This window comes from Microcoleus anatoxicus (genome assembly GCF_042465725.1).
Lineage (GTDB): Bacteria > Cyanobacteriota > Cyanobacteriia > Cyanobacteriales > Microcoleaceae > Microcoleus > Microcoleus anatoxicus.
Map to the genome: position 1 here is coordinate 804,904 of NZ_CP120853.1, position 18,366 is coordinate 823,269.

The 18,366-nt window shown below is 43.1% G+C and carries 17 protein-coding genes; 7 read left to right on the top strand and 10 right to left on the bottom strand.

The features are described from left to right. Positions 1-2: 2 nt before the first annotated feature. A complete protein-coding gene (locus P2A85_RS03360) occupies positions 3-2,711 on the bottom strand; it encodes an OmpA family protein (RefSeq protein WP_377477520.1) in 2,709 nt (902 codons plus the stop codon). Between the two features lie 10 nt (positions 2,712-2,721). Then, positions 2,722-3,330: a hypothetical protein gene (locus P2A85_RS03365; RefSeq protein ID WP_377477521.1), complete on the bottom strand. Its 609-nt coding sequence runs from the start codon at positions 3,328-3,330 to the stop codon at positions 2,722-2,724. A 1,211-nt stretch (positions 3,331-4,541) separates the two neighbouring features. Between P2A85_RS03365 and alaS the strand changes: the two genes are divergently transcribed. Beyond that, positions 4,542-7,250 (top strand): alanine--tRNA ligase, encoded by a 2,709-nt coding sequence (gene alaS / locus P2A85_RS03370; RefSeq protein WP_377477522.1) that lies wholly within the window; start codon positions 4,542-4,544, stop codon positions 7,248-7,250. Position 7,251: 1 nt separating this feature from the next. Here alaS and P2A85_RS03375 read toward each other — a convergent pair whose 3' ends face one another. The 5 genes from P2A85_RS03375 to P2A85_RS03395 form a co-directional block, all read right to left on the bottom strand. Continuing rightward, positions 7,252-8,322: a DUF6282 family protein gene (locus tag P2A85_RS03375; RefSeq protein ID WP_377477523.1), complete on the bottom strand. Its 1,071-nt coding sequence runs from the start codon at positions 8,320-8,322 to the stop codon at positions 7,252-7,254. Further along, complete coding sequence (locus tag P2A85_RS03380; protein WP_377477524.1) at positions 8,300-9,205, bottom strand: alpha/beta fold hydrolase; 906 nt, start codon at positions 9,203-9,205, stop codon at positions 8,300-8,302. Before P2A85_RS03380 ends, P2A85_RS03375 begins: the two co-directional genes overlap by 23 nt. Positions 9,206-9,219: 14 nt before the next feature. Beyond that, on the bottom strand, positions 9,220-9,666 hold the full coding sequence (locus P2A85_RS03385) for a SufE family protein (RefSeq protein WP_377477525.1): 447 nt from the start codon (positions 9,664-9,666) through the stop codon (positions 9,220-9,222). 113 nt (positions 9,667-9,779) lie between these two features. Next, on the bottom strand, positions 9,780-10,139 hold the full coding sequence (locus P2A85_RS03390) for a hypothetical protein (protein WP_377477526.1): 360 nt from the start codon (positions 10,137-10,139) through the stop codon (positions 9,780-9,782). 190 nt (positions 10,140-10,329) lie between these two features. Further along, the gene (locus P2A85_RS03395; RefSeq protein WP_377477527.1) at positions 10,330-10,872 is read right to left on the bottom strand and encodes a glycine-rich domain-containing protein; all 543 of its coding nucleotides are present in this window, start codon (positions 10,870-10,872) and stop codon (positions 10,330-10,332) included. A 185-nt stretch (positions 10,873-11,057) separates the two neighbouring features. On the opposite strand from P2A85_RS03395, the gene P2A85_RS03400 reads away from it, so the two are divergent. The 4 genes from P2A85_RS03400 to P2A85_RS03415 all read left to right on the top strand — a co-directional run bounded on the left by P2A85_RS03400 (position 11,058) and on the right by P2A85_RS03415 (position 14,970). Next, positions 11,058-12,416, top strand: coding sequence for an NB-ARC domain-containing protein (locus P2A85_RS03400; protein ID WP_377477528.1), 1,359 nt, complete (start codon positions 11,058-11,060; stop codon positions 12,414-12,416). Between the two features lie 110 nt (positions 12,417-12,526). Beyond that, positions 12,527-13,255 carry a PleD family two-component system response regulator gene (locus P2A85_RS03405; RefSeq protein ID WP_377477529.1) on the top strand — a complete coding sequence of 243 codons (729 nt, stop codon included), beginning with the start codon at positions 12,527-12,529 and terminating at the stop codon, positions 13,253-13,255. A gap of 6 nt (positions 13,256-13,261) precedes the next feature. Further along, positions 13,262-13,867, top strand: a complete 606-nt coding sequence (locus P2A85_RS03410) for an adenylate/guanylate cyclase domain-containing protein (protein ID WP_377477530.1) — start codon at positions 13,262-13,264, stop codon at positions 13,865-13,867. A 167-nt stretch (positions 13,868-14,034) separates the two neighbouring features. Continuing rightward, on the top strand, positions 14,035-14,970 hold the full coding sequence (locus P2A85_RS03415; protein ID WP_377477531.1) for a spermidine synthase: 936 nt from the start codon (positions 14,035-14,037) through the stop codon (positions 14,968-14,970). Between the two features lie 106 nt (positions 14,971-15,076). Here the strand turns inward: P2A85_RS03415 and P2A85_RS03420 are convergent, their stop codons facing one another. Continuing rightward, entirely contained in the window at positions 15,077-15,424 is a 348-nt protein-coding gene (locus P2A85_RS03420) for a rhodanese-like domain-containing protein (RefSeq protein ID WP_377477532.1), read from the bottom strand. On the opposite strand from P2A85_RS03420, the gene P2A85_RS03425 reads away from it, so the two are divergent. Beyond that, the gene (locus tag P2A85_RS03425) at positions 15,418-15,540 is read left to right on the top strand and encodes a hypothetical protein (RefSeq protein ID WP_377477533.1); all 123 of its coding nucleotides are present in this window, start codon (positions 15,418-15,420) and stop codon (positions 15,538-15,540) included. The genes P2A85_RS03420 and P2A85_RS03425 overlap by 7 nt on opposite strands. Positions 15,541-15,604: 64 nt before the next feature. On the opposite strand, the gene P2A85_RS03430 is transcribed toward P2A85_RS03425, so the two are convergent. Then, complete coding sequence (locus P2A85_RS03430) at positions 15,605-16,273, bottom strand: hypothetical protein (RefSeq protein WP_377477534.1); 669 nt, start codon at positions 16,271-16,273, stop codon at positions 15,605-15,607. Between the two features lie 308 nt (positions 16,274-16,581). On the opposite strand from P2A85_RS03430, the gene rpsD reads away from it, so the two are divergent. Continuing rightward, the gene (rpsD, locus tag P2A85_RS03435) at positions 16,582-17,190 is read left to right on the top strand and encodes a 30S ribosomal protein S4 (protein ID WP_340521114.1); all 609 of its coding nucleotides are present in this window, start codon (positions 16,582-16,584) and stop codon (positions 17,188-17,190) included. Positions 17,191-17,307: 117 nt separating this feature from the next. On the opposite strand, the gene P2A85_RS03440 is transcribed toward rpsD, so the two are convergent. Continuing rightward, entirely contained in the window at positions 17,308-18,351 is a 1,044-nt protein-coding gene (locus P2A85_RS03440; RefSeq protein WP_377477535.1) for a hypothetical protein, read from the bottom strand. Positions 18,352-18,366 lie beyond the last annotated feature (15 nt).

Genomic DNA, 18,366 nt, shown 5'->3' on the forward strand with positions numbered 1-18,366 from the left:
AATTATTTGCTGTTGATGCTCTTAGTTATTGGTTCAAATAGGACGCACCTGCTTAAAAGTAGCGGTTGATTTTGTGCTACATCCGCAGGAGGACTGTTGCTGGCGACCGCTTGGAGGCGCTGCGGGTCAGCACCTTGCAAGACTAGGGCATCTCGCACTGTGGCTGCACGCCGGAGCGACAACTGTTGATTGATGGCAAATTCTCCAGTGCGATCGCTGTGCCCAATAATCTTAATACTTTTTTGAGGATGCTGCCTCAAAAAATCTCTGATATTGACAATTGTCTCTTGATATGTTGAATCTAATTTTGCTGTTCCTGGCTCAAAGTAAATGCGACTTGTAATTTTCAGTGGATCTAATTTAACTGTGCTAATGACTGATTGAACTCCGGGAATTTGCTTAAAAGACTCAGTAATTTTCTGCACATCTGACTGTTCCATCACTGTTCCTTCTACTGTAACTCTGCGATCGTCATACCGACTAGAAATAGAAACACCCCAGAGTTTGTTTAGAACCGCAGTGATTCGCTGCACCTCTGCCTTTGTCAACACTGGATCTGGAGGTAAATCGACCGCGACAATTTGATTGTCCAATTTCAAATTTGGTGCCGTCGATGCAGCTATTTTTCCAGCTTTTACCCGTAATTCGGGATTTGGCAACTTTCCGGTTAACTTCAGAGTTTTGCCTTCAACACTCACATTTAAGCGATAAACCGCTAATTCTGGAGTCGATTCTAAAGCTAAAGTGGCACGATCGGCCAGGCGACGGTCAATGTTACTGCGGTACTGATAAATTCCCCAAGGTACTACCATTAAGCTTAGCAATGCTAAGCTCAGTCCCGCAAGGGCTAGGGGGAGTTTTGCTGGTGTTTGCAATTCTGTTGTAAATTTTGCTAATAAACCCAGTAACAGTGCATGCAGGTCATCAGATATGGTACGGGGGTTGCCGTTAAATTGATTGATAGATTTTCCGTGATTGATGATAATCGTGCTGACAGTTTCCCGCATTTTTTTGATAAATTTTGGCGGTGGTTCTCCTTTAATTACTGCTGCTAGGTAACAGTATCCGGCTACTTCTAGCATAATCTTGGATTCACCGTATTCAATTTGATTTAGTTCGGAAATTTGTCCTGGTCTGACAATACAATCATTCACAAAGCTGCTAATAGCTGTCAGCATTCCGGCGACCATTTCTGATTCTAGTTGGTAATCTCCTAATTGTTGAGCTTCGGAAATCACTAACCCTGATGCCTTGTGAATTAAGAATACTGCTTGGACGGTAAAAGGTATGGATTCTTGAAGGATTAATTCGGCTTCGGAGACTCCTTGTACTTTGGAGCGAATTTTGCGCTTAACTCCTTCGACGCTGAGGGTGTTTGACACTTTTTCATTGATGGTCTTGATCGCTTCTGCCATGTATTTAGAGATGGTACTGCCAATTACCGGATAGAGTGCATCCACCATTGAATCTCGTTCAAACTCAATTTGGGCTGTAATCGCTTTGCCCATTTCCGGCCCTAGGGCTTGAGCGATCGACTCTTGGTCGAGGCGAATTTGTTCTTTAATTGCCATGCCGATTTCTGGGGCGATCGCCTTAGCAATATCTGCGGGTGAATTGTGGATTTGTTGAGCAAGTGCATCGGGAAGTAACTCAGCGATCGCCGAACTCATGGCTTGCTTATTTGCTTGAGTTTTTGCCCTAATCACTTCGTCAATAATCGGTACGATCGCGTTTACAACTTCTTCCTTAGAATCTTTTATTTTACGGCTGAGAATTTCTGCGATCCAGGGTAGCATCAGAGCAATCAACTCTTGGGGATCGTAAAGTTGGTGCTCCAATTTTCCTAATTTCTCATCGATGGTGGTCATCAGACGGCGCACTGCGGGCAAATCGTTTTCAGCCAACAGATTTTTCACTTGCTCGATATCTGATATTTGCGAGCCAAAAATCAAATTTTGCAGCCTTTCCATCGCGCTGTCGGCTTCATTGAAATCCTGTTTTATTTGTCCCAATATTTCTATCGGCTGCGATATCTGCGTGGGCTGTTCGAGTGAATTTGGCATTTCTAGATGCGAAGGCTCCGCAGCATCTAAATAGGGGATTTCTGGTGCTTCTGAGGTGGCTGGAACAACAGGGCTATCGCCTATTGCTGAGGGTTGTACCTCGGTTTGAGGAGCAGCCCCAGGCTCTAAATTAAGACCGCTCTCCTGAGATGTTGGAGCTGGTTGTGAAGCATTTTGAATCGGCGAGGTAGACAAGTCCTGAATCTGGTGCGCTCTCTGCTCTGACTCCACCTCGCCGATCGCCAAAACATCTATAGTATTAAGTGAGGAATAGTCTTTTTCGAGTTCTGAAGTATTCAGTTTTTGAGTAACAAATAGCAATTTTTTAAAGTCTTCCAAAAAAGCCAGTGCATCACCAGAATCCGCTTCACCCTCGAAGGTTTCTGGCTTTGCACTTGCTCCAACTTCCTCAGAAATACCTAACAAATCTTTAAACCCACCGAGTAGCTGGGTGCGATCGTCTTCATCACTGCTGTCTGGTTCCGACTTGGGATTTTGTCGGTTTGAACCTGCAATAATGTTGAGATCGACTAACAGACTCACTAACGGTTCAAGCTGAGCTTTTTCATCGTCAGCAGATTCATCAGGTTTAGAAATCCAGCCCTGCAACTCATGTTCGTCAGCCGGATTTTCTTTCTGTGAGGTCATGGGTTTTTAATTATCCGTGATGGTGACGCTCTGGTAACAAAAATTCGTTATTTAGCTTATTATCCGTCACTCCCTTGAGTTCTGGTACAAATTCAGTGCCTTTGAGCCTCATGCCTAGTTCAAACAAAATTTCCGCCATGTCATCTCTGGAAACTTTGACTTCTCTGAGCATGGAAAAACGCCGATCGAGTTCTTCAAAAACTTGTGTTTTCAGAGTGCGAGTTTCTTCAGAGAGTCGCTCTCTAGTTTGGGATAGTTCGTCACGAATGGAACTGGTTTGACTGTCTATCGCCTCATCCAGTGCTTCTATGCTGCTGGAAAATTTTCGGTTAACGCGATCGATTTGCTGACGGAGGTCTGCGCTTTCTTCTTGAGTATTCAAGGTAATTGATTTGATTTTCTTTTCAAATGAATCAACCGCCGCCCTCATTTCTCCGGAAAGAACTGTTTTTACTTGTTCGATGCGAGCTTGCATATCTTGCTGCATCATCGACAACTCAGAATCTATTTTATCGAAGCGATTATCGTATTCTCTAAGCTGAGCTCCGAAAATTATATCGCGAATCTGGTCAATATTGCCCAGGCGTTCGCGCATTTCTTCTTTAGTTATTTCGGCCATGATTTTACCTCGAATCTCCGAAAAATGTGAATTTGAGAACTGTGCTAGATTTTTTTGCGAAACTGCCAGTCGAGCCATGGAAACTGACTCCAGAGGCTTGTCACCCACTTTTACCCTCATTTGCGACAGTTGTTTGGGACAGTTGCCTGTTTGACATCGGCCCTAGGGTTTGAGACTGTTTCCCCTGAGTCGGGGATAAGTTTCTTTAGAGAATTCACTCTAAATATCCTGAGATTCAGATTGTTGGGCGCAATCCTGTTACTAAAAATGGCGATTTGCCATCCTTACCTTGCAGCAAGCTAGTCAAGGGTAGACTTTCCTGAGACAGCCAGGTAGATTTTAATGTCTTTTATTGACATTTTCCATGATATCGCATCTTGACTGTAGCTTTAGCGACAGCACCAGATCCGCCACTAAAAAGCAGCGATCGCGAACACACATCTAATTATTTATCACGTTTAGGCAGAATTATTCAGTACCAATAGCCACTATCTTGACCGATGTCATCATCTCCCCATCTCAGCGTCTCCCCCTCTACCCCACTCCCCCTCTACCCTCTACCCCACCTCAAAACTCCCAGACTCAGTGCATGGGGATGCTCCCGGCACGCACCATCCACTACCCCTACACAGTCATCATTTTCTTGAGCAATGTACAGCCCCGCCCTCTCCCCCTATCCAGCAATAAGCGAGATTTTTTAACCTGGATTTGGTATTACTTGCCAGTCGATCGCCCTCTCAACAAACTTAGGGTCCGATCGACCACGACCAGACCCAATATGAGAACCTTTGATTTTTTAACAAACGAGGTATATTTCCGATTAAGAACAATTACTTACTAGGGGTTTACAACTTTTGCAGCTTTACTTTTAATCCAAAACCACAATTAGTCAGACTCGACTTTCGTTTAGCTTTACTGTTCGATCGACAGTGTTGCTACATTATCACGTTGTGTTCGGTTAATTTCTGCCACCTTGGGAATTTAGACCGGAGACACCATGTCTATATCCTCGAACTGTGTTTCTAAATATAGCGACCTCCTTTTCCTTTCTGTCCGGTGTCTATTATTAAGTTAGCATGACTTTTCAGGACTGCCAAGCACAATTTGCAAAACTTGATATGTCTTTACATTACTCATTATAATGATCTTAATATCCATATAGATGTAAGTTCTATTGTTGCTACATCTTTACATACTTAAGTGTTTTTGTCATGTCTATTTCTCCTCAGTTTCTGTCCGGTAGCCAAATTCGTCAAACATTCCTAGAATTTTATGCCCAGCGAGGACATCAAATCTTACCCAGCGCCTCCTTAGTCCCAGAAGATCCGACAGTATTGCTGACGATCGCCGGAATGCTACCATTTAAGCCCATATTTCTGGGACAGCGCACTGCCGAATCTCCTCGCGCCACCACATCCCAAAAATGTATCCGCACCAACGACATCGAAAACGTCGGCCGCACCGCCCGTCACCACACATTTTTTGAAATGTTGGGAAACTTCAGCTTCGGCGACTACTTCAAAAAACAAGCCATTGCTTGGGCTTGGGAACTTTCCACGGAAGTCTTCGGTTTAAGCCCAGAAAACTTAGTAGTTAGCGTCTTCCGAGAAGATGACGAAGCCTTTGGGATTTGGCGCGACGAAATCGGCATTCCAGCAGAACGGATTCAACGCATGGGAGAAGCCGACAATTTCTGGCAATCAGGCCCCACCGGCCCCTGCGGTCCCTGTTCCGAAATATACTACGATTTCCACCCAGAAAGAGGCGACCAGATAGACCTAGAAGACGATACCAGATTTATCGAATTTTATAACCTGGTATTCATGCAGTACAATAAAGATGCAGAAGGAAATTTAACACCGCTGCAAAATCAAAACATTGATACGGGCATGGGATTAGAACGGATGGCGCAAATCCTCCAAAAAGTCCCCAATAATTACGAAACAGATTTGATTTTACCCATCATTCAATCCGCCGCCGAAATTGCCGGAATTGAATACGCAAATAGCGACGAAAAAACCAAAGTTTCCCTCAAAGTAATTGGCGACCACATTCGAGCTGTGGTACACATGATTGCCGATGAAATTCGTGCCTCAAATGTAGGCAGAGGTTACATTTTGCGTCGATTAATTCGTCGGGTAGTACGCCACGGGCGGCTGATTGGGATTGCAGAAGAATTTACGGTGCGAGTGGCAGAAAGTGCGATCGCCCTGAACGAAACAGCTTATCCCAACGTCCGTCAGCGAGAAGCAGCAATTAAAGCAGAACTAGCAAGGGAAGAAGCTCAGTTTCTCAAGACTTTAGAACGGGGAGAGAAACTGTTATCAGAAATTGTCAAAAAAGCTCTTCTAGAAAAGGCATCTAACCTGGTGGTTGCTGAGGGCGGACAAGATGCAGAACCCACCATACAGATTTCTGGTCAAGATGCTTTCACCCTTTATGATACCTACGGTTTTCCCTTAGAATTGACCCAAGAAATAGCCGAAGAATATGGAATAACTGTCGATTTAGACGGCTTTGAAACAGCCATGAAGGAACAGCAAACTCGCGCCAAAGATGCCCACCAAACCATTGATTTAACCGTCCAAGGTTCCTTGGATAAATTAGCGGAAACCATCCACAGCACAGAGTTTGTTGGCTATGGGGAATTATCTAGTTTAGCTAAGGTGGAAGTTATCTTAGTCAACGGCCAATCTGTGACAGAAGCAGTGGCCGGAACCGAGGTACAAGTTGTGTTGAATCGGACACCATTTTATGCTGAATCTGGGGGACAAATTGGGGATAAGGGTTATTTAAAGCGTCCCGGCGCAGAGGGAGAAAATTCAGAGAGTTTGTTGGTGAGGATTGAGGATGTCAAAAAAGAGTCTGATTTCTTCGTACATTTCGGGAGTGTGGAACGAGGCACCCTGAGAGTTGAGGATAGTATCACTGCCAAAATTGACAATAGTAGTCGTCGCCGAGTGCAGGCAAATCACACAGCAACTCACTTATTGCAAGCAGCTTTGCGGCAAATTGTGGATGATTCTATTTCCCAAGCCGGTTCCTTGGTATCCTTTGATAGATTGCGATTTGATTTCAATTCTCCACGGGCGGTGACTGTGGCAGAGTTGGAGCAAATTGAGGATAAAATTAATGGTTGGATTGCAGAGGCGCATATTGCCGAAGTTGCAGAAATGCCGATCGCCCAAGCCAGAGAAAAAGGTGCGATCGCCATGTTTGGCGAGAAGTACGGCGATGTCGTGCGAGTGATTGATTTCCCCGGTGTTTCAATGGAATTGTGTGGCGGCACCCATGTCAGCAACACCGCAGAAATTGGGTTATTCAAGATAATTTCCGAGGCTGGTGTAGCATCGGGAGTTCGCAGGATAGAGGCGGTTTCTGGCCAAGCTGTGTTGGACTATTTGAATGTGCGGGATAAGGTAGTGCGCGATTTGGGCGATCGATTTAAGGCCAAACCCGAAGAATTGCCAAATCGCATCACTAATTTGCAGAATGAATTGAAAGATACTCAGAAACAATTGGCTGCTTTGAAGTCGGAATTAGCCATTGCTAAATCTGACCAATTGTTAGCCCAGGCTGAATCCATTGGCGAATTCAAAATCATTGTGGCGCAATTGGGAGATGTGGATACAGAAGCCTTAAAAACTGCCGCAGAAAGGTTACAGCAAAAACTAGGAAATAGTGCAGTAGTTTTGGCCTCTATTCCTGAACCAGACAAAGTGAGTTTGGTAGCAGCTTTTAGTCCAGAAGTCAACAAAAAAGGATTGCAAGCCGGGAAATTTATTGGGGGAATTGCTCAAATTTGTGGTGGAAAAGGTGGCGGGCGGCCGAATTTAGCCCAGGCTGGAGGACGCGATGCAAGTAAGTTGGATTCTGCCTTGCAAAGTGCCCGAAATTTGTTGATTGAAGGGTTAAGTTAAATCAGGTAATTCCTAACAAAACAGCGGGATTTTGGGTCATCATTAAATCTATTTCCCGCTGAGAAATGCCTTCACTCCTTAACTTTTTGACAAACATTTTGTAACCTTCCGTAGGTAAAGGATCGGGTTTTCTCCCCAAATCGGTGCTGAGCACAAAATGCTCTGCACCGATGAGCTTAATCGCTGCCGCCATCTTGGTAATTGAAACATGATGCCAGTTTTTATGTCCGTCATCCGCCGCATTTTCTCCCATCAAATCGTTGACAAATGCGAGTTCTAAGAAAGCTCCCATCTGGGCGGCTGTTTGCATATTTTCTAGGGACAAACCGGGTACATCAGCCATGGCGTGGGTAATCAGGATGTTCTTAATGTTGAGCAAGTGCGATCGCTCTACAACCGCCATCACCTCTTCCGGGCAAATATGACCAGTTTCCAACACCAAATTCTCTCTAGCAACCATCTGCAATACCGCTTCTGTCTCCGGTAAAACCTTGCCATTTTCTGCAACTTTAATCCCCCTTCCCGGCTGGTGAAAAGCCCTCAAATGACAATCAGCATCAACCGTTGGTAGCCATACTACTTTACCATATTTGCCACCGATGCGGTGCATAGCTTCCACCGCTTGAGGATTCATCCCACCGACAGAATGATTGAGAACAACACCTCCGAAAACTTGGATTTCTGGTACTATCTGATTAACCAAAACTGCGCGGGCTGCTGTACTCCCAAAATGATTTTTCAATACCACCGCTTTCATCTTCGCCCTAGCAGCTAATTTAGCCACTTCAAAATCATCAAGTCGGCGGGGAATCACATCAGGAGAAGAATGGATGTGAAAGTCGATCGCACCTTCAATTATGCTCTTTTGTGAATCAGGAAACTGCGGATATCCCACAGCATAGACTGGCAAAGAAAAAACCGAAAAAAATATCCAAAATACTGCTGTTATTGCTATGATGTAAGCTGACGGATAATCAACCGCCGAATGGAATTCGGGGCTACACAAACGAAGTCCGCCTGCGCGGACTGAAGAGTCGGATTTAAATAACTTATAGAAAAGATTTAATCGCATTTGCCAAATCTGCTGCATTCTCTTCGTGCGTCCCCAAAGAACCAGGAATTACCCGCGATTCAACACCAGATAATTCCGCTAAAACTTCCATTTCAGCCTTAGATTTGGGAGGCGCATTTTCAGCAATTACAACCATCACCGGCATTGCTAATTGTTGAAACTTATCCGTAAATTCCGATCGCGTTTTTGCCGGATCTAAACCACCAGTCACAAAAGCAGCCGAACCATACCGAGCACCTGGTTGCTGCGTAACTAGCCACTTACCGTGAATAAAATCCGCTGTGACTTTAGCCGCATCTGTATAGACATGGCGGCGATACATCAAACTGAGGAAAGAAGGCGCAGTATTCAGTTTGTAGAGAAATTGTCCCACTAAGGGCGATCGTACTAATTCTCTCACAATAGAGTGCCAGCCACTCTGCTGTTTGCTCATCGTCGGTAAAGGCCCGCGCCAAGTTGGTGCCACCAACACAATCTTTGACCAAACATGGGGTTTAGATTGCGCTAATGCCATCACATAACCCGCAGCATGACCCGCTGCAATTACCGCCACAGGACTATTAAAAATGGCCACCACAAAATCTGTCAAAAATTGATGATATAATGACGGTTCATAGTCCGTCCGCGGGCGAGATGAATCGCCAAAACCAGGCCAATCGACAGTCACAACTTGAAAATTGGGAGACAATAATTCTGCTAAAGGACGCATTTCTCCCCGCGTCGAAACCGTACTGAATGCCGGCAATAACAAGACAGGAGTTCCCTCTCCTGTGGTTTCGTAAACAACTTTAATTGAGGTTTCTTTCCACTGCCAGAGATATTCTTTAACAGTGCCAGGGTAGTTAGCAGAATTAGTTTTTGTTAAATCTGTAGTTTGAGTCATGGCTGTTTATGTTTTTAATTGGCGGCGACTTGCTGGCTCAATTCACAAGCAAGTGCTTTATTTCTCATCATTTGAAAGATGTTGTAAAATCCATTGGCGCGAGAAGGTGTCAGGCTCACATTCAATCCCGTATCTTGAATAAAATCTGGGGTAACGTTAACAATTTCAGCCGGAGTTAATCCGCTCAAACCTTCCACAAGTAAGCCGACTAATCCTTTGACTAATTGAGCGTCAGAATCGCCTTGAAACAAAACTTTTCCGTCGGTCAAATTTGCCGTAATATAAACTTGCGACACGCAGCCAGAAACTTTGTTTTCCGGCTGTTTGTCGCCTTCGGGAAATGCTGGGAGTCGTTTAGCATACCACAGCAGTTGTTCGTAGCGCTGTTTCGGGTCGGCGTGTCGCTGAAAGCGCTGGACGATTTTGGCTAGGGCTGGGGGTAGCGCGGTGTTTGCGGGCATGATTCATTCGTAGCGGTTTACTTCGTTCATATTATACCTTGGTAGTTTGGGCGATCGCACAGAAGTAACTTCGGGCGATCGCGCTTTATGGCTAAAATTAAGTGCGATCGTGCTTAAATTGCTAGTGGTGGCAAACCTCGCAACTGGCGCAGCGAATTGAGACAAAGTGGGCAGTCACAACCATATAACGCCACCGCTGCATCGCTTTCTTCTTCACTAAAGTCCAGCATCGCAATCGGTTCATCTCCAGGCCGTTGCCAACTGATTTTCGGTTTAGAATTGACAGCAGCAGACTTACCGGGAAAACGCACGCAAGTCAGACGCTGAGTGTGGGGCGATTTCACACAGTTGGGGGAATTAGTCGGCTGGCCTGGTGTTTCGCTAGCTTGAACGGGATTTGCGATCGCGCTCAAAGACATCACAGACCCAAACAGCGTCGGACTTACCAATAAAGTGAGGAGCAATTTATTCATTTGTTGTCAAGAGAAAACTTTCAAGTAATACAGTAGCCGATTATCTCTTTCAATTCAACAAAGTTTTCGTCCGACATCAGTACGATTTGCCGTTGTTAAGGCTTAAAAGCCGAATATTTGCCGCCCAAACCTTCCATAATCGTCCGCGTATTTGCAACCAACATCTTCGGATAAGTATCACCTTCGCTATTTAGAATAGCCTACTATTTTCTGCATGGTGCTTTTCACCACCTCGGCATGTTACACAATTGTGGCAGTCCTGGCAGTCACCAAACAAATCTACCGAAAAATTAAGACCACATTTTAAAGATTCTACATTTGTAGAATCTTGAAAATGAATCATAAACAAACTTAAAAAGTTGCGCCGTGCTACTTTCTTTTCTTTATTAGTAGCCAAGGCACTATGTGGAGCATGGTGTATAAAGTATCCAGCAATCTCATTACAAAAATCTTGATATTCTCGGGTATGAATAATGTGACAATGCCAAAATTCATCAACCTCATTTGACGGAACACTTAATGACATCCTAGGCTTAATAGCACAAAGATACATATATTGACGGTAAACTAATTCAATACTATCCAAACGAGAAGATAATTCAGGATTATCCTTTAAGAATCTCTCTCGAATTACTGATAAGTCGTAACTCATAACTCGACCCAAAATATTTTTTGATCTTATATGGATCGATTCCATTTGCTCTGAATCTGATTTAACCAATGTTGAAGTCATAATGTTGTTGCAGATAGGTTCAACTGTTCTATACGATAAATCACCTTTCTGAAGGCTGCCACATGAAAAGAACTGATTTTAGGCATTTTTTTATAACAAAATCTTAAGCAAAGACCAGAAAAAGCCTGATTTTATCGGTTTAGACTAAGCTATAATGGCTAAAATCCATACCTGACATGACCTCTATGACTATTACAGAAGTTTTACAAATTGTGGATCAGTTAGTTGAGCAGCAAACCGGAGGACACCTAGATGATTTAGAAAAAGCTGTTGTTAAAGGACTTTGGGAGGGTAAAACTTACAGTGAAATCGCAGATGAGTGTCGATATGATAGTAAAAACTATATTGGAGATGTTAGCCGTAAGTTATTTAAAATTTTATCTAAGCAACTAGGCGAAGATGTTAATAAATCTAATTTTTGTTGGACAATTGAGAGATTAGCGAATTCTTTTAATTTAACTAATTCATCACAGCAAGTTTTAGGATTAATCAATACCCATATTAATCTATGCTCTAATAATCCTCAAGATTCTTCTAAAAAGACTGAACAAAACTTTGACAAAAAATCCTATCAAGATTTAACCCTAGCCCCAAAAATCACCCATTTCTACGATCGCACTCTCGAACTTCAAACCCTATCCCACTGGTTAACCGAGAAAAATACTCGTCTAATCTCAGTCTTAGGATTACCTGGAATTGGCAAAACCACCTTAGTCAAACAGTTTATTGACCTAAACCTGCAAAACTTTGATGTGATAATCTGGAAAAGCATCAAACTCTCCCAGTCATTAGATAACATTATTACTGAAATTTTAACAGCTATTAATCCTGCACCTATTCAAAATGAGAATAAATTAACTCAACTATTCATTTTTTTACGCGAACAAAGATGCTTGATTATCCTTGATGATGTGCAAGAGTTGTTTGCCAGTGCCCAATTTGCCGGACAATATAAAAGCGAATATAAAGATTATCAAACCCTTTGCACAAAGATGTCAGAAATTGAACATCAAAGCAGTTTAATCTTAATTAGTCAAGAACAATGTCAAGAAATGCTGTGCTTAGATCAAGAATTGTATCCTGTTAAATGTTTAGAATTAGAAGGGGTAGAAAATACCAAGATTCTGAGAAATCAGGGATTAAAAGATGAGGAATATTGGTCAAAACTGATTAATCTCTATGAAGGTAATCCAGTTTACCTAAGAGATATCGCCAGTTTAATCAAAAATGTTTTTTTTGGAAAAGTAGCTGATTTTTTAGCTGAAGATAGCCTGATTCTCACAGAAGAGATGAAATATCGGTTCAGTGAATTATTCCACCGATTATCCCCCATAGAACAACAGATAGTTTTAGAATTGAGCAAATCCAATCAACCCGTGTCAAGGGAAGATTTAAGACAAGGTTTAGATCTCTCCTCAATGGATTTGATTAATGGCTTACAATCTCTGAATAGGCGGTATTTACTCAAAAGAATTGAACGAGAGAAAGTTTTGTTTAATTTATCTCCCCTTTTCCGCATAAGTTTAAGATTTGTTTCAATTTGAGGAAATTTCCACCGCCCAGATCGCAAATTATTCCAATGTGGGTAAACTGATTATAGCAGGTGCCACTCCAAGCAGCAGACAAGTTTACCTCAAAAACCAGGTGGGGAGCGATGAGTACAGTTTTAGTGGTAGAAGATTCCCGCAGCCAGCGGGAGTGTATTTCACATCAGTTGACTTGCAGCGGATTGAATATAATTCAGGCATCTGACGGTGTGGAAGCTCTGGCTCAAATCAAAAAAAACTGCCCCGATTTAGTATTATTAGATATCGTGATGCCTCGCCTGGACGGCTACGGTGTTTGCAGTTTAATTAAAGCTCACCCTGAAACTCGGAATATACCGGTAGTATTTTTAACAGGGAAGGGACAGCGGTTAGATTTATTTGCCAGGTCGATGGATAGGGCAGAAGCCTATGTTAGCAAACCTTGGCTGCCCAGGGAACTGTTGGCAACTATTAAAAAAGTTTTACTCCATGCCAATATTAAGTTCGATCGAGCTTCGGCGGACGCTTGGACGGAATATGGTATTTTAAACTTAAGTACGATCGAACTGTATCAAAGCCGCGCCGATGCTTGGACAAAATACAGCCCCCAAATTCTGAAATTGTACGATGCCAGTTTAGCAGCTTTCGATCAAGCTTTGGCAATTCAACCAAGTCACTTGAAGGCGAACAAGTATCGCAATAAAGTGCAGATAATACACACAATTTTGCTCAAAAAGTTTCAGCAAACCAGACCTTGCAAAATCTGTTATTATTATTACGGCAAGGACAACCTGAATTGTGCCGTGCATCCGGCTGGCCGCCCTCAAGAAGTGTGTCGCGATTGGGAATTTAATTAAACTAAAATGAAAACAAATAACCGTGCTTACCTGGAAAAATTGCTACAAGAAAGAAACGAACGTCCCGAAAAAATGGCAGAAATTGATGCACAAATAAATGCAACTTTTCGCCAAAGTCATGCGATTATGGTAATCGATATGTCGGGATTTTCTCGGACAACTGTGCGTTACGGAATTATTCATTTTTTGTCAATGATTCACCGGATGCACGCAATTGTCTATCCTGTAATTGCTGAATATGGTGGCACTGTAGTGAAGGAGGAAGCTGACAATATTTTTGCTGTGTTTCCTGATGTAAAATCGGCGGTGGATGCTGCGATCGATTCTCTGAAGCATACGGGGGCTGTGAATACTACTCTACCGCCTGAAATGGATATTTATCTGTGCATCGGGATAGGCTACGGTGATGTTTTGATGCTAGAAGGAGAGGATATGTACGGTTCGGAATTTAATCTGGCATCGAAGCTGGGAGAGGATTTGGCGCAACAGGGAGAGATTTTGCTGACTGATTCTGCGTTTGAAAAGTTTGAGGGTAAAAAGCAAGATTGGCAAAGAGTGGAATTTTCAATTTCGGGTTTGGAATTAGTGGCTTATAAGTGGGCGCGGGCTTAATTGTTCTAGGTTCTAGATGACCAGGCGGTTGAAACCGCGTCTATACAAACGAAGATCCGGCGATTGAAACCGCGTCTATACAAACGAAAATCCCGGCGGTTGAAACCGCGTCTATACAAACGAAGTCCGCCTGCGCGGACTAAGAAATAAGGCAGATTTAATATTAGATGATTAACGATCGCAAAAACTGGCAAAATATGAATTTAGCCGCCATTCAACAGTGGCTGGCTTGGGTGCAACAACAACCCGATGGAATCATTTTTTGTAAGGATTCGGGTGTTCACTATGTTACAGTCAGGAAAGAGCGATCGCGCATTAAGCTATCTTTAGTAGAAAAGGTAAATTTGTATACAGATTTATTGCAATCTGTGTTTGATTTAAACAATCCTTTACATCTAGTCTCTGAATATACTCAGGCGATGATGTTAGCTTTGGTGTGGCAAAACCAACCCCAAAGAATTTACATTGCTGGGTTTGGTGGCGGCAGAATTCCCTTAGTTTTGCACCACTATTTGCCGGAAAGTGCGATCGAATGTGCGGATGTAGACCCGATCGCAGTTGAAGCAGCTACACAGTGTTTTGGGGTAAAATTAGACTCACGACTGACTGTAGCAATTCAAGATGGCAGAGAGTATCTGGAACAGCAAAAACCCGATACTCAGTACGATATCATTATGACGGATGTGTTTTTTGGCAACGGCTACTTTCCCCATCGGTTAGCAACCAAGGAATTTTACGAACTTTGCCAAAAACATTTGTCAAGTGCAGGAGTTGTGCTAGTCAATCTGCTGCAAAGAGATGAGTTTTATGCCGAAAAAGTGAAAACTTTTCAAGCTGTGTTTTCCCAGGTATGTGTCTGCCCTTGGAAGGACATTAACAGCGTTTTAATTGGTAGTAATAGTGCGATCATGGAAAAAGACGAGATTGTTTCTAGAGCCAAGTATTTGCAAAATTACCATCAATTTTCATTTGATTTAACAGAAAGAGCGATGGAAGTGAAAGTAGGTACAGAATTGGCGGAAGCAGTACCTAATTTAGACAAAGCTCATGTTTTGCTAGATGATTCGCCACCCGCTGGTTATTTTGATTGCTGGTTATTTTGATTGCTGGTTATTTTGTGTTTGTTGTTTATGGTTTTTTATGAATGATTTAACCACAGAGGGCGCAGAGGGCGCAGAGGAGGAGAACGGAGAGATGAATAATTTGGGATTAGTAGCGAGGGATAGTCCGATCGACTACTATTGAATAGGCATCGATACCGCCCATGATGTTTTTAACATTCGTAAAGCCTTGATCTGTCAACCAGTGGCACATTTGAGCCGATCGCATTCCATGATGACATAGAACTAGGGTTTCGGTGTCGCGATCGAGGCGATCGGCTATTTCCGTTGACCATTCGGCAAATTCACTCAGCGGAAAGACTGCAAATCCTGGGAGTGAGACGAGTTCAATTTCATCAGGTTCTCGCACATCTACAAGCTGCAATTTATCAGTAGCTGGTTCTGCTAAACGCTGGCTTAATTCTTCGACAGTAATTTGACCAAAAATTTGTGACATTAACAAAGAGGGAATTGGGAATTGGGCATTGGGAATTGGGAATTGGGAATTGGGAATTGGGAATTGGGAATTGGGAATTGGGAATTGGGAATTTGTTAGTGGTTGTTTGTTATTAGAAAAACCACTAACCACTAACTACTAACTACTAACTATTCCCGATGCCCGATGCCCAATTATCAATTAATTTAACTTAGAAGGTGGTGGAATTAGATCCACAGGAAGTTTTGGTGTGGGACGATCGTCTAATTGACTTACTGTATCCCTAGTATCGAGACAAGTGGTCATTAGGCGATCGATCGAAAAGTCTACCTGACGGCTCAAACCAACTACGCATTCCGAAAATTGCTCTGGTAATAAACTGCGGCGGCACTGATCCAGCACCAACAGCGGAGTCGTAGTTTGAGTTCGAGACTTGGTGTTAATGTCCACTACGCAAGTCGCCAAGTCCTTGGGGCGACGCACCCGCTGACAGCTAGCAAGTGCTTCAGCAGCCACAATATTTGTTTTGCGGTTGATTTGAACGACACACTTAGATATGTCACGGGGATGGAGTGCACCGGCACAAGCGTTGGCGGCTGCATCTGCGGTAAGTCCGGCTCCCATTAGTTCCACAGAGCAGGCGCGATACTCGTTTTTAGGGCGGGGGAATCTAATCGTGATGGCTGATGCTGGCATTGGAGGCAGTGCTGTGGCCAATAAACCGAGAGTTGCTAGTTGTGTACCGAGAGTCAAGATCCAGCTTCCAGTTGCTTTTGAGCCTGCTGGTGCGGGATGCGTGACAGAACTGGGTGAACATTTGGGGTTGTGCATGGTGGATTTTAAGTTATGAGTTTTTTTACTAATAGACATGGACGATAATTATTGTGGCACAGGCATCCTGCCTGTTCGACCCAGGCGCGATCGGGCGATCGGCTTTCAATTCAGATTTTGTGTGATATGATCGGGAACGGGTCAAAAATTGAGTACGGTAGGGCATACCGAAACTTTCGGACACCGCTCCGAACAACGTTTGGGGAGAGATGACTACTACTGATGTTAGAGTAATTCTGCGTCGGGAAGTCGTCTCGCAGAACCAAAAATCTCAGCGTTCTACACCTGAGAGTGCCAAAGTATAAAGCCTGTATAAACTTTTATACAGACATTAGAGAGGAAAATCAATGTCTCGATATCGGGGTCCCCGATTAAGAATCGTCCGTCGCCTCAAGGATTTGCCTGGGCTGACTCGGAAAACAGCCAGACGGGATTATCCACCTGGGCAACATGGTCAAAACCGCAAAAAGCTATCTGAGTATGCGGTTCGCTTGCAAGAAAAGCAAAAACTTCGTTTCAATTACGGTGTAACTGAACGTCAATTGCTCCGTTATGTTCGGAAAGCTCGCCGAGTTACCGGCTCCACAGGTCAAGTGTTACTGCAATTTTTGGAAATGCGCTTGGACAACACTGTGTTTCGGATGGGAATGGCTCCTACCATTCCGTCCGCTAGACAATTGGTCAACCACGGTCATGTGACTGTGAACGATCGCGAAGTCAATATCGCCAGCTATCAGTGCAAGCCTGGAGATGTCATTTCGGTAAAAAATCGGGAACGTTCGCGCCAAATGGTGGAAGCGAATCTCAAAGATCCAGGGTTGGCTCACTTGCCCAGTCACTTGGAATTTGATAAGCAAAAACTCGTTGGTAAAGTTAATGGCATTGTGGAACGCGAGTGGATTGCGCTTCAGGTTAACGAACTGCTAGTCGTGGAATACTATTCACGTCAAGCTTAAGTTATTGGTCAATCGTACTTTTTCTATAACTTAAAAAAATCCCAGCCCTTTTTAGAGGCTGGGATTTTTTTTTATTTTCGCTTTTTTTGAGTTAGTTTACGTCAATTATCTTACGGTTTATTTGGGAGTTTCAGGAGTTGGCGCTTTGGGTGGATTTGCCCAGTTTTTGAAGCCTCGGAAGATATCAGTATAGCTGATGATTCCGTCCAACGTAAATTTCCCATTATTAGGGTCTTGTGTGCAAACTACAAGAGCAGTAGGTCTCTCCTTGGAATTAGCTGGAACAAATGTTTTAATCACTTCAGAGGTAACAGTCCCAGGGCTTACACTATTTCTCTCATTTACCGGAAGCATAATATATTGCAAGGCTAAACCTGAGAACTTCTTAGCAAGTTTTTTGTGCAAGAAGGTATTAACAATTACATCATCAACTATTCCCGTGACAAATATACCATCTGGTGTTGTGATAGGAATATGAGTGAAGGAACTTTTATTTAAAATACCTCTCGCTTGCAACAAAGTAGCATTTTCATCTAATATTGTAAGACCCGCTGTTTTCTTAAATAAGCTATTTTGACCTATAGTTAGCCTTAAGAAAGGTGTATAATTTGGATCGTTAATTTTACGGAGTACATCCGTGTAAGATATTGTACCTACAACAAGCTGATTGTTTCCATATACACATAGAGTCCGATATCGCAAAGTAAAATTTTGTCCTTCGGGTTTTACAGGATCGATTAAAGCATCAAATACATCCGCCACTTTACTGGTTTGGAGTGAAAGAGTCTTGACAGGTATCTGCATAAGTGCTACAAACTCTGGAATTTGATTAATACATTTGGCATAGATATCTTTTGTAAATTCTTGTACAGCTAATTCTTCGTCAGGCGTAAGAGGAAATTCTGGCGGATATAGATCGTTGGGAGGAGTTAAAATTTTCACTAGGTCTGTCTTGCTAATAACAGTTAATAACTCTCCTCTTGGTTGATCGCTTTCAGGATTAATAGGCTCAATAATGGGGACGTGCCTGATCCTCCGTATATCCATCATAGCATCTAACTTGGCCACTTTATTAGTTTGCTTTAACCAGTACAAGGGTCTATTCTGTGATAGTTCGGGGAACTCTTGATTAATAAGTGAGTTCATGTTATTAATAGACATGAGTGAAATCCTCCA

Bases quoted from the DNA above. Each gene is read 5' to 3' on its own strand.
- P2A85_RS03360 (WP_377477520.1), bottom strand. From the start codon at position 2,711: ATGACCTCACAGAAAGAAAATCCGGCTGACGAACATGAGTTGCAGGGC.
- P2A85_RS03365 (WP_377477521.1), bottom strand. From the start codon at position 3,330: ATGGCCGAAATAACTAAAGAAGAAATGCGCGAACGCCTGGGCAATATT.
- alaS (WP_377477522.1), top strand. From the start codon at position 4,542: ATGTCTATTTCTCCTCAGTTTCTGTCCGGTAGCCAAATTCGTCAAACA.
- P2A85_RS03375 (WP_377477523.1), bottom strand. From the start codon at position 8,322: ATGCGATTAAATCTTTTCTATAAGTTATTTAAATCCGACTCTTCAGTC.
- P2A85_RS03380 (WP_377477524.1), bottom strand. From the start codon at position 9,205: ATGACTCAAACTACAGATTTAACAAAAACTAATTCTGCTAACTACCCT.
- P2A85_RS03385 (WP_377477525.1), bottom strand. From the start codon at position 9,666: ATGCCCGCAAACACCGCGCTACCCCCAGCCCTAGCCAAAATCGTCCAG.
- P2A85_RS03390 (WP_377477526.1), bottom strand. From the start codon at position 10,139: ATGAATAAATTGCTCCTCACTTTATTGGTAAGTCCGACGCTGTTTGGG.
- P2A85_RS03395 (WP_377477527.1), bottom strand. From the start codon at position 10,872: ATGACTTCAACATTGGTTAAATCAGATTCAGAGCAAATGGAATCGATC.
- P2A85_RS03400 (WP_377477528.1), top strand. From the start codon at position 11,058: ATGACTATTACAGAAGTTTTACAAATTGTGGATCAGTTAGTTGAGCAG.
- P2A85_RS03405 (WP_377477529.1), top strand. From the start codon at position 12,527: ATGAGTACAGTTTTAGTGGTAGAAGATTCCCGCAGCCAGCGGGAGTGT.
- P2A85_RS03410 (WP_377477530.1), top strand. From the start codon at position 13,262: ATGAAAACAAATAACCGTGCTTACCTGGAAAAATTGCTACAAGAAAGA.
- P2A85_RS03415 (WP_377477531.1), top strand. From the start codon at position 14,035: ATGATTAACGATCGCAAAAACTGGCAAAATATGAATTTAGCCGCCATT.
- P2A85_RS03420 (WP_377477532.1), bottom strand. From the start codon at position 15,424: ATGTCACAAATTTTTGGTCAAATTACTGTCGAAGAATTAAGCCAGCGT.
- P2A85_RS03430 (WP_377477534.1), bottom strand. From the start codon at position 16,273: ATGTCTATTAGTAAAAAAACTCATAACTTAAAATCCACCATGCACAAC.
- rpsD (WP_340521114.1), top strand. From the start codon at position 16,582: ATGTCTCGATATCGGGGTCCCCGATTAAGAATCGTCCGTCGCCTCAAG.
- P2A85_RS03440 (WP_377477535.1), bottom strand. From the start codon at position 18,351: ATGTCTATTAATAACATGAACTCACTTATTAATCAAGAGTTCCCCGAA.